14 protein-coding genes and 1 other RNA gene are annotated in these 13,778 nt (G+C 68.6%); 6 read left to right on the forward strand and 9 right to left on the reverse strand.

What is annotated here, in order from left to right:
• The first annotated feature begins 31 nt into the window (after positions 1 to 31).
• From pepQ to ACT53R_RS10530, 4 genes are all read left to right on the forward strand, one after another.
• Complete coding sequence (gene pepQ / locus ACT53R_RS10515; protein ID WP_476171824.1) at positions 32 to 1,363, forward strand: Xaa-Pro dipeptidase; 1,332 nt, start codon at positions 32 to 34, stop codon at positions 1,361 to 1,363.
• Positions 1,364 to 1,381: 18 nt separating this feature from the next.
• On the forward strand, positions 1,382 to 1,756 hold the full coding sequence (locus tag ACT53R_RS10520; RefSeq protein ID WP_476171825.1) for a hypothetical protein: 375 nt from the start codon (positions 1,382 to 1,384) through the stop codon (positions 1,754 to 1,756).
• Between the two features lie 307 nt (positions 1,757 to 2,063).
• The gene (locus ACT53R_RS10525) at positions 2,064 to 2,360 is read left to right on the forward strand and encodes a DUF3634 family protein (protein WP_476171826.1); all 297 of its coding nucleotides are present in this window, start codon (positions 2,064 to 2,066) and stop codon (positions 2,358 to 2,360) included.
• A 358-nt stretch (positions 2,361 to 2,718) separates the two neighbouring features.
• Positions 2,719 to 4,941: an endonuclease/exonuclease/phosphatase family protein gene (locus ACT53R_RS10530; RefSeq protein WP_476171827.1), complete on the forward strand. Its 2,223-nt coding sequence runs from the start codon at positions 2,719 to 2,721 to the stop codon at positions 4,939 to 4,941.
• A 58-nt stretch (positions 4,942 to 4,999) separates the two neighbouring features.
• Here the strand turns inward: ACT53R_RS10530 and ACT53R_RS10535 are convergent, their stop codons facing one another.
• Positions 5,000 to 6,385: a DNA polymerase Y family protein gene (locus tag ACT53R_RS10535; RefSeq protein WP_476171828.1), complete on the reverse strand. Its 1,386-nt coding sequence runs from the start codon at positions 6,383 to 6,385 to the stop codon at positions 5,000 to 5,002.
• Between the two features lie 245 nt (positions 6,386 to 6,630).
• On the opposite strand from ACT53R_RS10535, the gene ACT53R_RS10540 reads away from it, so the two are divergent.
• Entirely contained in the window at positions 6,631 to 7,323 is a 693-nt protein-coding gene (locus ACT53R_RS10540; protein WP_476171829.1) for a hypothetical protein, read from the forward strand.
• Positions 7,324 to 7,335: 12 nt separating this feature from the next.
• On the opposite strand, the gene ACT53R_RS10545 is transcribed toward ACT53R_RS10540, so the two are convergent.
• The 8 genes from ACT53R_RS10545 to ACT53R_RS10580 all read right to left on the reverse strand — a co-directional run bounded on the left by ACT53R_RS10545 (position 7,336) and on the right by ACT53R_RS10580 (position 13,079).
• Positions 7,336 to 8,019 (reverse strand): hypothetical protein, encoded by a 684-nt coding sequence (locus ACT53R_RS10545; protein ID WP_476171830.1) that lies wholly within the window; start codon positions 8,017 to 8,019, stop codon positions 7,336 to 7,338.
• A gap of 25 nt (positions 8,020 to 8,044) precedes the next feature.
• Positions 8,045 to 8,692 carry a ribose-5-phosphate isomerase RpiA gene (gene rpiA / locus ACT53R_RS10550; RefSeq protein WP_476171831.1) on the reverse strand — a complete coding sequence of 216 codons (648 nt, stop codon included), beginning with the start codon at positions 8,690 to 8,692 and terminating at the stop codon, positions 8,045 to 8,047.
• An 11-nt stretch (positions 8,693 to 8,703) separates the two neighbouring features.
• A complete protein-coding gene (locus ACT53R_RS10555; protein ID WP_476171832.1) occupies positions 8,704 to 9,168 on the reverse strand; it encodes an EVE domain-containing protein in 465 nt (154 codons plus the stop codon).
• The gene (locus tag ACT53R_RS10560; protein WP_476171833.1) at positions 9,165 to 9,758 is read right to left on the reverse strand and encodes a 5-formyltetrahydrofolate cyclo-ligase; all 594 of its coding nucleotides are present in this window, start codon (positions 9,756 to 9,758) and stop codon (positions 9,165 to 9,167) included. The genes ACT53R_RS10555 and ACT53R_RS10560 overlap by 4 nt, the downstream gene beginning before the upstream one ends.
• A 198-nt stretch (positions 9,759 to 9,956) precedes the next feature.
• A non-coding RNA gene (gene ssrS / locus ACT53R_RS10565) (6S RNA) lies at positions 9,957 to 10,143 on the reverse strand.
• Positions 10,144 to 10,275: 132 nt separating this feature from the next.
• Positions 10,276 to 10,566: a cell division protein ZapA gene (locus ACT53R_RS10570; RefSeq protein ID WP_476171834.1), complete on the reverse strand. Its 291-nt coding sequence runs from the start codon at positions 10,564 to 10,566 to the stop codon at positions 10,276 to 10,278.
• A gap of 10 nt (positions 10,567 to 10,576) precedes the next feature.
• The gene (locus ACT53R_RS10575; RefSeq protein WP_476171835.1) at positions 10,577 to 10,798 is read right to left on the reverse strand and encodes a TIGR02449 family protein; all 222 of its coding nucleotides are present in this window, start codon (positions 10,796 to 10,798) and stop codon (positions 10,577 to 10,579) included.
• 31 nt (positions 10,799 to 10,829) lie between these two features.
• Positions 10,830 to 13,079 carry a putative bifunctional diguanylate cyclase/phosphodiesterase gene (locus ACT53R_RS10580; RefSeq protein WP_476171836.1) on the reverse strand — a complete coding sequence of 750 codons (2,250 nt, stop codon included), beginning with the start codon at positions 13,077 to 13,079 and terminating at the stop codon, positions 10,830 to 10,832.
• 125 nt (positions 13,080 to 13,204) lie between these two features.
• On the opposite strand from ACT53R_RS10580, the gene ACT53R_RS10585 reads away from it, so the two are divergent.
• On the forward strand, positions 13,205 to 13,762 hold the full coding sequence (locus ACT53R_RS10585) for a UPF0149 family protein (RefSeq protein WP_476171837.1): 558 nt from the start codon (positions 13,205 to 13,207) through the stop codon (positions 13,760 to 13,762).
• The last annotated feature ends 16 nt before the right edge of the window (positions 13,763 to 13,778 follow it).

Here is a 13,778-nt window from a genome sequence, read left to right on the forward strand (position 1 = left end):
GGTCGTTTTCCCCACTTCCCGCGAGCCTGCCATGACCGCCGATCCGTCCCGCCTGTATGCCGACCACCTTGCCGTCGTCCGCGCCCGCGCCGATGCGGCGCTGGAGCGCGGCGGCTTCGACCACCTCGTGGTGCCCAGCGGCACGCCGCATTACCAGTTGTTCGACGATCGCGACTATCCGTACGCGGTCAATCCGCAGTTCAAGGCGTGGCTGCCGCTCACCAACGCGCCGGGCAGTTGGCTGGTTTACACGCCGGGGCAGCGCCCGCAGCTGATCTTCCTGCAGCCGCACGATTACTGGCACGTGGTGCCGCAGGCGCCGAGCGGCGAATGGGTCGAGCACTTCGACATCCATGTCATCCGCGAGGCGGACGACGCGAAGCACCTGCTGCCGAAGAACGCCGCGCGCTGCGCGATCCTCGGCGAAGCGCAGAGCGCGCTCGGCGCGTACGGCGCCTATGCGCCGAACAACCCGCAGGCGGTGCTCGACTACCTGCACTACCACCGCGCGTACAAGACGCCGTACGAGATCGCGATGATGCGCGAGGCCACGCGCTGGGGCGTGCGCGGGCACCGTGCGGCCGAGCGCGCGTTCCGCGCCGGCGCCAGCGAGTTCGGCATCCACCTGGCCTACTGCCAGGCCGCGCGCCAGGACGCGAACGACCTGCCGTACAACAACATCGTCTGCCTCGACGCACATGCCGCGGTGCTGCACTACACCGATCGCGACCGCACCGCGCCGGCGCACGCGCGCAGCTTCCTGATCGACGCCGGCGCCAGCCATCGCGGCTACGCCTGCGACATCACCCGCACCTATGCCGCCGACACCAACGGCGAATTCCAGGCGATGATCGACGCCGTCGACGCCGCGCAGCTGCGCATGTGCGCGCAGGTTCGCGCCGGCATCGACTACCGCCAGATCCACCTCGACGCGCACCTCTCGCTGGCCCGCATCCTCAAGTATTTCGAGCTGATCCATGTCTCGCCCGAAGTCGCGGTGGAAACCGGCGTCAGCAGCGCCTTCTTCCCGCACGGCATCGGCCACGGCATCGGCCTGCAGGTGCATGACGTCGCCGGCTTCGCCGCCTCCGATGCCGGCGGCACAATTCCCAAGCCCGACGGCCACCCGTACCTGCGCCTCACCCGCACCCTCGAACCCGGCATGGTCGTCACCATCGAACCGGGGATCTACTTCATCGACATGCTCCTCGACGCACTCAAGGACAAGGGCCTCGGCCCCAGCATCAACTGGGACCGCGTCGCGCAGTTCAAACCGTACGGCGGCATCCGCATCGAGGACGACGTCGTGTGCACGGAAGGCGACGCGGTGAATCTGACGCGGGAGGGGTTTGCGGCAGGTTGATGTTGAGGATTGATTTTTATGCCATTTGTCAAATCTAATTTCATCGGGCAATCAATGCCAATGGATCGGCCTATGAGTAAATTGCGGATGATATGTGTGTGGACCTGTGTGACCATGCTTTTTTCCGGCTGCCAGAATGGGCCGAGCTATTCCACATACGAAGATTGCATTCTTGCAGAGATAAAAGGGTCTCAATCGTCGGCAGCGGTTGCTGTGATACGGGATGCGTGCCGTCGTAAGTTTCCTCTTTCTGCTTCAGAAATTGCAGAGAAAAAGCGAGTAGAGAATCAGAGAATTGCTGACGAGATGGATGCGGCCCAATCTGCAGCTGAGGCTGCAGCTGCGGCAGCAGATGCTGCTGCCGCCAAGAGTGCTTCGGAGCAGAGCAAATGATTGCGAGATTGGCGCAGGTTCGTAGGGCGGGCTCCAGCCCGCCATGAACGAATCGCCGAGCCGCGAGATTCGATCAATGCCTGATGCCAACAGCAGATCCCTCCGCGGGCTTCGCCCGCGTTCGGGATGACAATCAAAGGGACGATGTGTCTGGTACGCAGGCGAGTGCGTCGTTCGATGTCCGGCGTGATCGGCAGCGTCGCAGCGGTGAGCCAGATCCCGTCCGACGCATCGGTTTCGCTATGCTGTGGCGCATCGTTCCCGCCGGCGCACCGTGCGCCGGCCTGCCGCATCCCCGGTGATTGTCATGGTGCCTCTGCTCATCCGCATCCTCATCCTCGTCGTCCCGGCCTGGTGGCTGCTGGTCGGGATCGGTCTGCTGCCATCGCCCTTCAGCCGGACCACGATCCGGATCCGCAACGGGCAGATCCGGATCGCTGGCGCGGACCTGCCGCCGCGGGCGCGCGAGCACGTCGCGGACGTCATGCGTGAAGCCAGGCTCCCCGCGGGCTTCATCACGCTGTCCAGAGACCGGCGGGTGACGTTCTCGCGCGGCATCCCGGAAGGCATGCGCCAGCGGCTGCGCAATATCCTGCTCAACTGACGGGCATCGCGCGCGGCTTCGTCGGGCCGCGTTCCGGCGGCATCACGGCCGCGGTGACGGCCGCCGCGATGTCTCCCGCGCCTCGCGATGCGCGGTTTCTGCCATCACCCTGAACTGGCGTTCGCGCTCGCATTGCGGCCGGATGCGGACATCGGTCTGTCCGCATCGCGGCGTTTCACGCGTGACTCTCGACCATGTGCCGCCGTGCACCTCTGCCCTTGCGGGCGGGGCGATCGGCACATGCGATCCCCGTTCACGTTCACGATTCACGCATTCCCCTTCGCACCTCGTGCCTGATCGACTTCGTCGATCGGGCCGCTCCCGGTCGCCCCCTCATCCATCGGAAGGAAGAATCCCCATGCACCTGCGTGTCCTCACCTACAACGTCCAGTGCCGCCCGATCGTCGACAATGTCGACAACGAGGCGCGTGCCGAAGAGATCGCGCGCCGCATCGCGGCGTCGCCATGGGACTACGACATCGTCTGCCTCAACGAGGTCTTCGACGAAGACGCACGCGAGAAATTCGTCGCGGGCCTGAAGTCGAAATATCCGCACTATGTCGAAAGCATCGGCGGTGATCGCGGTTTCGCTTCCTCGCTGTCGGACACGGACAGCGCGGGTTTCGTCGCCTTGTCCGTCGGCCTGCGTGCGCTCACGCTGGGTCTGTTCGACCTCTTTGCAAAATCCGAGGACAGCGGGCTGATGTTGTTCAGTCGCTTCCCGTTCGACCGGAAGCCCGATCCGGAAGATGAGGCGAAGACGCTGCCGGCGATCAACTGGAAGCCGTATTCGCAGCGGGAGAACGAAGATGCGTTGTCCGAGAAAGGCGCGCTGGCGATCCGCCTGCTGCTGCCCGATGGCGGGAAATTCGTCATCGGCGCCACGCACATGCAGGCCAGCGATGGGGACGACGATGAGCACGAGGACATCCGCCGCTCGCAGATCGAGGAAGCCTGGGCCAACCTGCAACCGTTGATCACCGAAGGCACGACCCAATACGATTTCGCCCACTGCGGCGACATGAACGTCGATGGCACGATGAGCCTGCCGGATGCCGGCGATGCGGGCAGGGAATGGACGGCGCGCTTCTCGGCGCCGATGCGCGGTCCCGCGGACTACTGGGATGCGGTCGCGTTCGAGCAGAGCCCGCACCTGTGGGATGCCGTGGGTGGCGGCCTGATCCACCCCGAAGATCCCGGCACCACCGTACCCACGACGCATGGCGACCGGCGTTACGACTACTTCGTCACCCGTGCCGGCACCGGCAACCGCACGCTGCAGCATGCCTTCATCGACCATGCGCTGCGGCGGACGGCGACGACCCTGTCCTTCACCAGCGACCACTGGCCGGTCGCCGCGGATTTCATGCCCGACCATCGCGGGCCGGGCAGCAGCGCCGCGCGCGGCGTGCCGGTGACCTGCGACGAGGCCTCGCCGTCGTTCGGCGCGAGCGGCCGGCTGCGTGCCGGCCAGATCCGCTGGTTCTGCGTGCGCAACGCCGGCACCTACGAATTTTCGACCTTCGGCGCCGCCCTGTCGGTGTACGGAAAGAAGAATCTGAGCCAGCCGCTGGCCGTCTACAAGACGCTGGATCGCGGCGCCGAGCGCGGCGTCAAGTACGTGTTCCCGGATGCGCCGATCTTCGTGAAGGTGCAGGCGGAGGATCGCCATGCAAGGCAGGATTTCGCGTTGAACATCCGCCGCTACCTCGGCACCAGCCTGGAGGACGCGATCGTGCTGGTGCATCGGCAGGTGGTGCACTCGAACCACCGCATCGGCGTGCCCGACAGCGGCTATGAGTGCCGTCTCGCCGACGGCGAGCGCGTGGTGGATGCACGCTATTTCGAATTCGACGTGCTGGAAACGAGCAGCGGCAAGCCGCAGCGGATCCGCCTCGACTGCGCATGCAGCACCGCCGGTGCGCCGATGCGGCTGATCGTGGGCCGCGAGGCCGGGCCGGACACGCTGGACGTCGTGGCCAATACCGATTACGCGACGGGCACGCTGTCGCTCCAGGCCGAATTGCCGGCGGGACACTACTTCGTGGTCGCGCAGCGCCAGCCCGGAAGCGGCTTCGCCGGCTCGGAGTTCTCGCTGTCGTGGGATTCGGACGTGTCGGTGCTCTACATGCCCGAGGGCTATGAAAGCCTCAAGACGCGTGACGGGATCAATCCCCTGGCCGGGCTTCCGGCGCCGCAGGACGCGTGCCTGCTGTGCATCGAGGAAACCGACAGCCCCTTCGACCTCGGGTCCGACGACATCGCGATCGAGCTGTTCGCGGACGGCGTCAGCGTCGCCGTCGTCAAGAACAGCGAACTCGGCAATTTCGACACGGGCAGCCCCCGTGCGCTCGACCCGTGGTTCCCGCCGTACGTCACCTATGTCGACCGGTTGCAGCTGAAGATCGTCGAGGAGGATTCGTTCGAGGACGACGACGGCAGCCTGGAGTTCCCGGTCGCGGCGAAATATCGCCGCGGTGCCCGCCCGATCGTCAAATGGCTCGAGTCCGGGGCGGTGGTGGTCGAGGAACGCGCGGATTTCAGCGGCGGGACGTATTCGTTGACGGTGACGCTGGCGTGATGCACGACAGGCCGGGCGGGGGTTCCCCGCCCGTGCCGTCATGCAGGAGGCGGAGGCTTCAGGAACGGGGCGACGTCTGTCGCTCCTTCTCCCGCGCCAGTCGATGCGCGGTTTCCGCCATCACCCTGAACTGGCGTTCGCGCTTGAGCCACAGCTCGTGGCCGTCCAGCGCTTCCTGCGCGATGCCGACGTCTTCCTCGAGGTCGGTCTTCGGGATCTGGCCGAAGGCGATGCGCATCGGTGCGGCCTTCTCGGCCAACGCGTGCTGCATCGCGCCGAAGTACAGCGCGTTGTTGCCGTAGCGCTGGTTGATCCTGTCGAGCACGGCGCTCATCTCGCGGCTGCGGTGGCGCTCGGGCATGAGCTCGCCGCTGATCGCGCCGCGCGGCTCCAGCTGCACCAGCGTCACCGACACCGACAGCGGCGGATGGCGGCGTTCCTTCCAGCGGCCGTTCGCGAGTGCGCGTTCGAGCGGGCGCAGGCTGTCGCCGAGCAGCTTGAGGAACGTCGGGGTGTCGTCGATCGGCGCGAACGACAGATCGCGCTCGAAACGCTCGTCGCGACCGACGAAGCGCATGCGGATGGCGAGCCCGCCGGCGAGGAAACCTTCGTGGCGCAGGCGCATCGCTGCTTTCGCCAGCAGCTTGAACAGCACCGAGCGTGCGCCGTCGTAGCTGCGCAGCTCCGGCCCCAGCACGTGCGAATGCCCGACCGAGCCGCGTTCGCTCTTGCGTGCCGGCAGCTCGAAGCCGCGCAGTTGCAGCCAGTAGCGTTCGCCCTCGATGCTGCCCCAGGCCGCGCGCAGGTGTTCGCGCGTGGCGGCACAGAGTTGTTCCGCCGTGTGGATGCCCGCGCGCTTCAGGCGCTTCTCCATCGACGGGCCGATGCCGCAGAAATCGCGCAGTGTCAGCGCGTGCAGGCGATGCGGCAGGTCGTCCTGTTCCAGCACGACCAAGCCGTCCGGCTTCTGCATGTCGGACGCGGTCTTGGCAAGGAACTTGTTCGGCGCGATGCCGATGGAGCAGCCGATGGCATCGAAGCCGCGATCGAGGATCGTGCGCTTGATGCGTCCGGCGATTTCGATCGCGTTCTCGCGCAGGCGTTCGCGGCCGATCAGCCAGCAGGGGACTTCGTCGATGGATTCCGGGGTGCCGTGCGGGATGCAGTCCTGGATCGCGTCCATCAGCGCGTGGTGCACTTCGACGTAGCGTGCCGGTCGCGCCAGCCGCAGCACGATGTCCGGGCAACGCTGCTTCGCTTCCCACACCGGTGTGCCGGTCTTCACCCCGAAGGCCTTGGCCTCGTAGCTGGCGGCGATGCAGCAGGTGGTGTCGGCCATCACCGGCACCACGCCCACCGGCCGGCCGCGCAGGCGCGGGTCGTCCTGCTGCTCGACCGAGGCGAAGTACGAATTGAAGTCGACGAAGAGGCAGCGCAGGGTCATGGGGCGGGTCGCAGGAAGGCTGCGGCACGTCCGCCCCAACGGGCGTGCGGATGGTTCGGTGGGGACGAGCCCCGGGCCCGGTCGCCGGACCGGGATGGGGATTATGGCACCGCCGGTCGGGCGTCGAGGCCACCGCCGACCGGCGGCCGAGCATGAACGGCGGGCAGGCCACGGTTGCCGCCAGCTGGAGGCCGCTTCGCCGGTGTGGCCATACTCGGCCCTCATCCACGAGCGGGGGCGGTGCCATGACCAGCGTGCTGCGGGGAATCGTGCTGAGTGCGGGGTTGCTGGCGGTGGGTGCCGCCGCGGCGAGCGGCATCAACGGGATCAACGGCGGGATGCCCAACCGCATCTCCATGAACGTGACGGTGCCGAAGCAGACGCAGGGTGCGACCTTCGGGGAGAAGGTCAATGCCGGCCTGCATGCCGCCGGCAGCGCCATCCAGCAGGGCGCCAGTCTGGCGATCGCGTGCGGCGCCACGGTTTGCACCGTGACGCTTCCCGACGGCAGCGGCTACCGCGCCGATCTGGACGCTCTGGCGTTGGCGCCGCTGGCACCGGGGCAGGCCGCGTCCGCTGCGGACGCAGGCCCCGGCGCGGGCATCGTGTCGGCCGCGGTGTCGTCGGTCGGCAGCCTGTCCGGTGGTGGCAGCGGCGCCGCAGCCGCCTCGTACGCGCGCACCGCCACGCCGGCGCCGCTGGCCAGCCAGCGCCGCGCCAATGGTGATGTCGACGTCACCGAGCCGCTGGGCGACGGCGATTACGTGCTGAGCGTCGTGGTCGAGAAAGCGACCAGCGGCCTCAAGGACACGCTGAAGACGCAGGTGCGCATGGCCGCACCGCAGCGCATCCGCATCGACCTGGTCTTCGGCGTGGAAGGCGGCGTGCTGAAGGCGCGCCACGACACCGCGAAGAACGCGATCGGCAACATCCGCTGATCGCAGCCAGCGTCAGCCCGCGGCGGGGTAGGTCCAGAGGGCGTACCCCCAGGAAGCACAGGCCAGGAGCAGGATCGTCAGGCCGAGGTAGGACGCGGCGTGCACCCAGCGGGTGAAACGCCGGTCGTGCCCCACGGCGAGCAGCGTCAGCGCATTCCCCATGGGCTGCAGCGGGATCGGCAGCAGATTGAGCACGGTCAGCCACAGCGCGATGCGGGACATCGCTTCCGCCGGCGACGCAGCCGCCATGGCGATGTAGTCGGCGATCATCACTTGCGCCGCCGTACGCGGCGCAAGCGTGCCTGCGACGATGTGTCCGGGCACGGCCAGAACGGTGTCGAGATCGATCCACGGCGTCATCAGCAGCCCGAGCAGCAGCAGGACGAATGGTTCGATCGTGATCGACGCCGCGCGCCAGCGCGGGAGCGATTCGAAGGGTTTGCCGCCGACGGTTCCGTCGGCGGGATCTCCGGAATGGAGCGACTTGCTGCGCACGGTGCTGCCCAAGGGCAAGGGGCCGATCGTGACCGGAATCCCGGCGACCCGCAGCCGCAGGCCCTTGCCCTCGAAAAGGGCGCCGATCTGCACGCTTGCGACGCCGACGCCTGCGAGACGGAAGCCGTTGGCGTGGACGAATGCCGCGAGACAGACGAAGAGGTATGCCGTGATCGTCAGCAGGCAGACCAGCCAGAGCATCGACGCGCTACGGCGGGCCGGCGGCTTACAGCACCGTCGGCGGTTCGCCGCCGACGATCACCACGTCGGCGGGGCGGCGCGCGAACAGGCCGACGCTGACCACGCCGGGGATCTGGTTGAGGTCGCGCTCCATCCCGACCGGGTCGGTGATGGCGAGGCCGTGCACGTCGAGGATCCAGTTGCCGTTGTCGGTGACGACGTCGTCGCGCCACACCGGCTGGCCGCCGGTGATGCGCAGGATCTCGCGCGCCACCAGGCTGCGCGCCATCGGGATCACTTCCACCGGCAGCGGGAAGCGGCCGAGGATGCCGACCTGCTTGCTCGGGTCGATGATGCAGACGAACTTCGCGCTGGCCTCGGCGATGATCTTCTCGCGGGTGAGCGCGGCGCCGCCGCCCTTGATCAGGCGCTTGTGGCCGTCGCATTCGTCGGCGCCGTCCACGTACAGGGACAGCGGGCCGGTGGCGTTGAGTTCGAGCACGTCGATGCCGTGGCTGCGCAGGCGCGCGGTGCTCTGTTCGGAACTGGAGACCGCGCCCTGGATGCGGTCCTTCATGCGGGCGAGGCCGTCGATGAAATAGGCGACCGTGGAGCCGGTGCCGACGCCGACGATCATGCCGTCCTCGACGTAGTCGAGGGCTTTCTCGGCGGCCAGGCGTTTCGCTTCGGACATGGAATGGACACTTATTCGAGGGAAAGGATGATCTTCCACTGCGCGGCGGTCACCGGCAGCACGGAGAGGCGGTTGCCCTTGCGGATCAACGCGAAGTCCTCGCCGAGGCGGTCGGCCTGCGCGCGGATCTCGTCGAGCGGGATGCCGCGGGCGAGGGTGCGCACGTGGCGCACGTCGACGAGGTCCCAGCGCGGCTGTTCGCGCGTGGATTTCTCGTCGAAATACTTCGACTTGCGGTCGAACTGGGTGGGATCGGGATACGCCGCGGTGGCGACCTCGGCGATGCCGTACACGCCCGGCACGTCGGCGTTGGAGTGATAGAACAGCACGCCGTCGCCGACCTGCATCTGGCGCATGAAGTTGCGCGCCTGGTAGTTGCGCACGCCGGTCCAGGGCTCGACCTGGACGCGGGCGAGATCGTCGATGGAGAAGTCCTCGGGTTCGGACTTCATCAGCCAGTGGCGAGTGCGGCTCATGCGGGCGGCGTGTGCGGAAGGAACGTGTCGGTTTCGGTGCAGACCGCATCCAGCGGGACATCCCAGTCTTCGACGGCCAGGGCGTCTTCGCGCTGGACCGAGAAGCCGGCGCCCACCAGCCAGGGCGGCGCTGCGGCGCTGCGGCGGAAGGCGAGGGTGCGATCGTACCAGCCGCCGCCCATGCCCAGCCGGTGGCCGGCGGCGTCGAAGCCGACCAGCGGGGTGACGATCAGGTCCATCGCGTCGGCCGGCAGCGGCGTGGCGACCGGTTCGGGGATGCCGAACCGGTTGGCGGCCAGCGCCTCACCCGCGCGCCAGGGCGCGAAGCCGAGCCGGCCGTCCTCGCCCAGCACCGGCAGGCAGTAGCGCACCGTCGGCGGCAGCCGCAGTTGCCAGACGTGCAGCGCGATCTCGCCGTCCATCGCCCAGTAGCCGGCGACGTGGCCGCTCTGCGGCGCGAACGGCAGCGCCAGCAGCCGCGTGGCGAGCGCTTCGGCCGCCGCGATGCGCGTCGCGGGCGCGAGGGCGCGGCGGCGGTCGCGCAGACTGCGGCGCAGGGCGTCGCGCGCGGGATCGGGGGCAGGAGGCATCGACGGGGCGCGGAGCGCGGAAGCGGAAGTCGACGCGCATTGTGCGCCATGCGTCACGTCGACATCAAAGCGCTGCGGCGCATGTGGCCGACGCGTCATCGCCGCATCGCGGATCGTTCGCATTCCGCGAACGAAAAGGCCCGCGTCATGCGACGCGGGCCCGCTCGGGTGCGCACGCGGCGCACCGGGAAATCGAAGGCATCCTCCGCCATGTCGATGCGTGCGAAACGACCTTGAACCCGGGGTTCAAGTGGGGACGCTTGGCTTCCATCGGGCTTCCCGCTGCGAAGGCGGACATGCACACCCGGATTCCGTTGCGCCCCCGTGGTCGTCATTAAGGGACAAGGCGAATGTTTGCGCACGCCGTCGGTCACGGCAGAGGACGCAGGCGCAGTATAGGCGCGTCGTGCGCGATGGCAAGCGCCGTGCGTCGCGAAAACATGCGGCACGCAGCCTGCGCAACGCGTGGAACATCGTGTGTCGTGTTTCCCGCGCGGCGTGGCGCGGTGGAGACCGATCAGTCCGTGCCGGGCAGTGCGTCGAGCCTGCGGTTCAGGTCCGCGAGCGTCTGCGCGAGTTCGCGATCGCGCGCGCGCTGGCTTTCGCGCATGAGTTCCAGTTCGTGGGCGAGGTTCAGCGCCGCGAGCACCGCGACGCGATCGACCGCGGCCATGCGATTGCCGCCGCGCACTTCGCGCATCTTCGTCTCGAGCAGCCGCGCCGCGGCGAGCAGGCTTTCGCGCTGTTCGGGATCGACGCCGACGGTGTACTCGCGGTCGAGAATGCGGATGTTGACCGCTTCGCTCATGGGCGCAGGCTCACGTGTGCTGTTCCAGCGACTTCAGTCGCGCGATCATCGCTTCCACGCGCGAACGCGCCTGCTCGTTCTTCGCCAGCAACTGCGAGCGCTCGCTGGCCATCTGCTCCTGCTGCAGGCGCAGGCTGCGGTTCTCTTCGCTCAGGCGCTGCACGCGCTGGGCGAGGGCGTCCACCCGGGCGGCGAGGGCGCGCAGTTCGGCGATGGCGTCGGCGGTCTGCATCCGGGCACGATAGGCAGGCGCCCGCCGGGGGTCAAGCGTGGTCGGTGCCGGCCGGCGCCGGGCCCCGGCCGCCCGCCGCGACCGCGGCCGAGGTGGCCGCAGGCGACCACTCGCGGATGAACCGCAGGCAGGCGTCCTGATCGACCGGGCGGGACAGCCAGTAGCCCTGGATCTCGTCGCAGCGGAAATGGTCGAGGAACCGCAGTTGGGTTTCGGTCTCCACGCCCTCGGCGACCACGGTCAGGCCCAGCGAGTGGGCCATGGTGATGACGGTGGTGGTGATCGCGGTGTCGTCCGGGTCGCGGTTCAGGTCGGTGATGAAGGTCTTGTCGATCTTCAGCGTGGTGATCGGCAGGCGCTTGAGGTAGGCCAGCGACGAATAGCCGGTGCCGAAGTCGTCGATCGCCAGCGACACGCCCATCTCGCGCAGCGCCTGCAGCTTGGCCGCGGACTGCTCGGCGTTCGCCATCAGCACGCTTTCGGTCAGTTCCAGCTCCAGCGCGTGCGGCGGAACGCCGGTATCGGCCAGCGCCTGGCGCACGATCTCGCTGAAGTCGCCGCGCAGCAGTTGCAGCACCGACACGTTGACCGCCACCGTGAGGTCGGTGAGGCCGGCGTCGCGCCAGCGGCGCAGGGTGCGGCAGGCTTCGCGCAGCACCCATTCGCCGATCTCCAGGATCATCCCGCTTTCCTCGGCGAGCGGGATGAACTGGATCGGCGGCACTTCGCCGAAGTCCTCGCTGGTCCAGCGCAGCAGCGCCTCGACGCCGGTGATGCGGCGGGCGATCAGCGACATGCGCGGCTGGAACACCAGGCGCAGTTCGCCGCGGTCGATCACCTTGTTCAGCGCGCCCGACAGCTGCGCGCGGCGGCGGTTGGCGATCTCCATGTGGTCGTCGTAGCGCACGAACGTGCGACGGCCGGCGGCCTTGGCCTGGTACATCGCGGTGTCGGCCTGCTTCAGCAGCTCGGTCGGCACCTGGCCGTGGTCGGGGTAGAGGCTGATGCCGATCGACGGCGAGATCACCACCTCCTGGCGGTCGTCGAGCACCAGCGGCGCTTCGAACGCGGTGATGATCTCCTGCGCCACGCGGTCGGCGTCGGCCGGCTCGCTCAGGTTCTCCAGCACCACGGTGAACTCGTCGCCGCCGAGGCGGGCGACGGTCTGGTGCTCGCCCACGGTTTCCTGCAGGCGCATCGCGGCCGCACGCAGGATGCGGTCGCCGGCGGTGTGGCCCAGCGAGTCGTTGATGTCCTTGAACCGATCCAGGTCGAGGAACAGCACCGCGATGCGGTGGTCCTGCCGGCGCGCGCGGACGATCGCCCGCGACAGCCGCTCCGACAGCATCGCGCGGTTCGGCAGGTTGGTGAGTGTGTCGAAGTTGGCGAGGTAGCGCAGTTCCTGCTCGGCGCGCTTCTGTTGGGTGATGTCGGTGATCACCGCGATGTAGATGCGGTGCTCGCCATGGATGCTCTCGGTCGCGTTGGACTCGATCTGGCACAGGAATTCCTGGCCGTTCTTGCGTCGCTGCCACATCTCGCCGGCCCAGTGGCCCTCGTTGGCGAGGCGCTGGCGGATGCGGTTGTAGAAGGCGAGGTCGTGCTGGTTGCTGTCGAGCAGGCTGCCGTTCTGGCCCATCACCTCGCGTTCGGCGTAGCCGGTGGTGCGGGTGAAGGCGGGATTGACCGAGATGAAGTTGAAGTCGCGGTCCAGCACCATCACCGCTTCGTTCATGCTGCGCAGCACGGCGATCGCGATCCGGCGCTCGCGCTCGGCCTGGCGCACCCGGGTGATGTCGCGGGCGGTGCCGGCGATCCGGCGCACGCGATCGCCTCCGTTGCCGTTCCCGCCGGTGTCGACCGCGCGGCCGCGGGCGCGCACCCAGACCCATTCGCCGCGCTGGTCGAGGATGCGGTGCTCGGAGATGAACAGCTCGGCCTCGCCGCGCAGGTGGGCGCGCAGCTTGGCGTCGACCTGGGCACGGTCGTCGGGGTGGATGTTGTGGTCGCTTTCGGTGATGGTGCGGACGTGGAGGTCGCCGTGGTGGCCGCGCGTCTCGACCCACATCCGGTGCATGTGCCCGGTCTTGAGGTCGTAGTCCCAGTACTGCTCGGAGGACGCCCACAGCGCCAGTTTCAGCCGCTCCTCGCGGTCGCGCAGTTGCGCGGTGTAGCGCTTCTCGGCACGTGCGCGGCGACCCAGCGCGAAGACCAGCACCAGCAGCACCGCGCCGGCCACGGCCAGCGCGAGGTAGACCTGCAGGTTCGCGGTATCCGGCATGAGGCCCCCCGGCGCCCCCGGCGAAGCGCCCAGTGTACGGGCTCCGGGGGCGCTTGCCGAGCGAGGCCGCACGGTTGGCCGTTGTACACTGCGCCACCGCCGAAGGACGCCGACGACCGCCGATGATGTCAGCCCTGCCCACGCCGGAATTGCCCGATCTCGATGCGGTGGACGGCGCGATCCGCGCCCGCACGCTGGGCGTCGGCGCCTCCGAACTCCACGGTGCGCTCTGCGGCTGGCTGGCCGGCGGCGGGCAGGATTCCCCGCGCTGGCTGGCGCAGGTGCTGGCCGACGACGCGCTCGCCGCGCCGGTCGCCGGCGACGCCCTCGACCGCCTGCGCGCGGCCAGCGTCGCGCAGATGGAGGACCGCGACTTCGGTTTCGCGCTGCTGGTCCCCGGCGCCGACGCGCCGCTGGTGGAACGCAGTGGCGCCCTGTTCGACTGGTGCCGGGGTTTCCTCGGCGGCTTCGGCCTGGCGGCGGGGCAGCATCCGAAGCTGGGCGAGGACAGCCGCGAGGCGTTGGCCGACCTGGCGAAGCTCGCCGCCGCCACCGCGCAGGAGGAAGGCGACGAGGACGACGAGGACGCGCTGGCCGAGATCGAGGAATTCGTCCGCGTCGCCGCCTTGCTGCTGCACGGCGACTGCGCGATGGCGGCCCGCCATCGTCGCCAGCTCCACTGAGCCTCGTCCCACCGAC

Source organism: Lysobacter sp. DMC104, assembly GCF_056313665.1.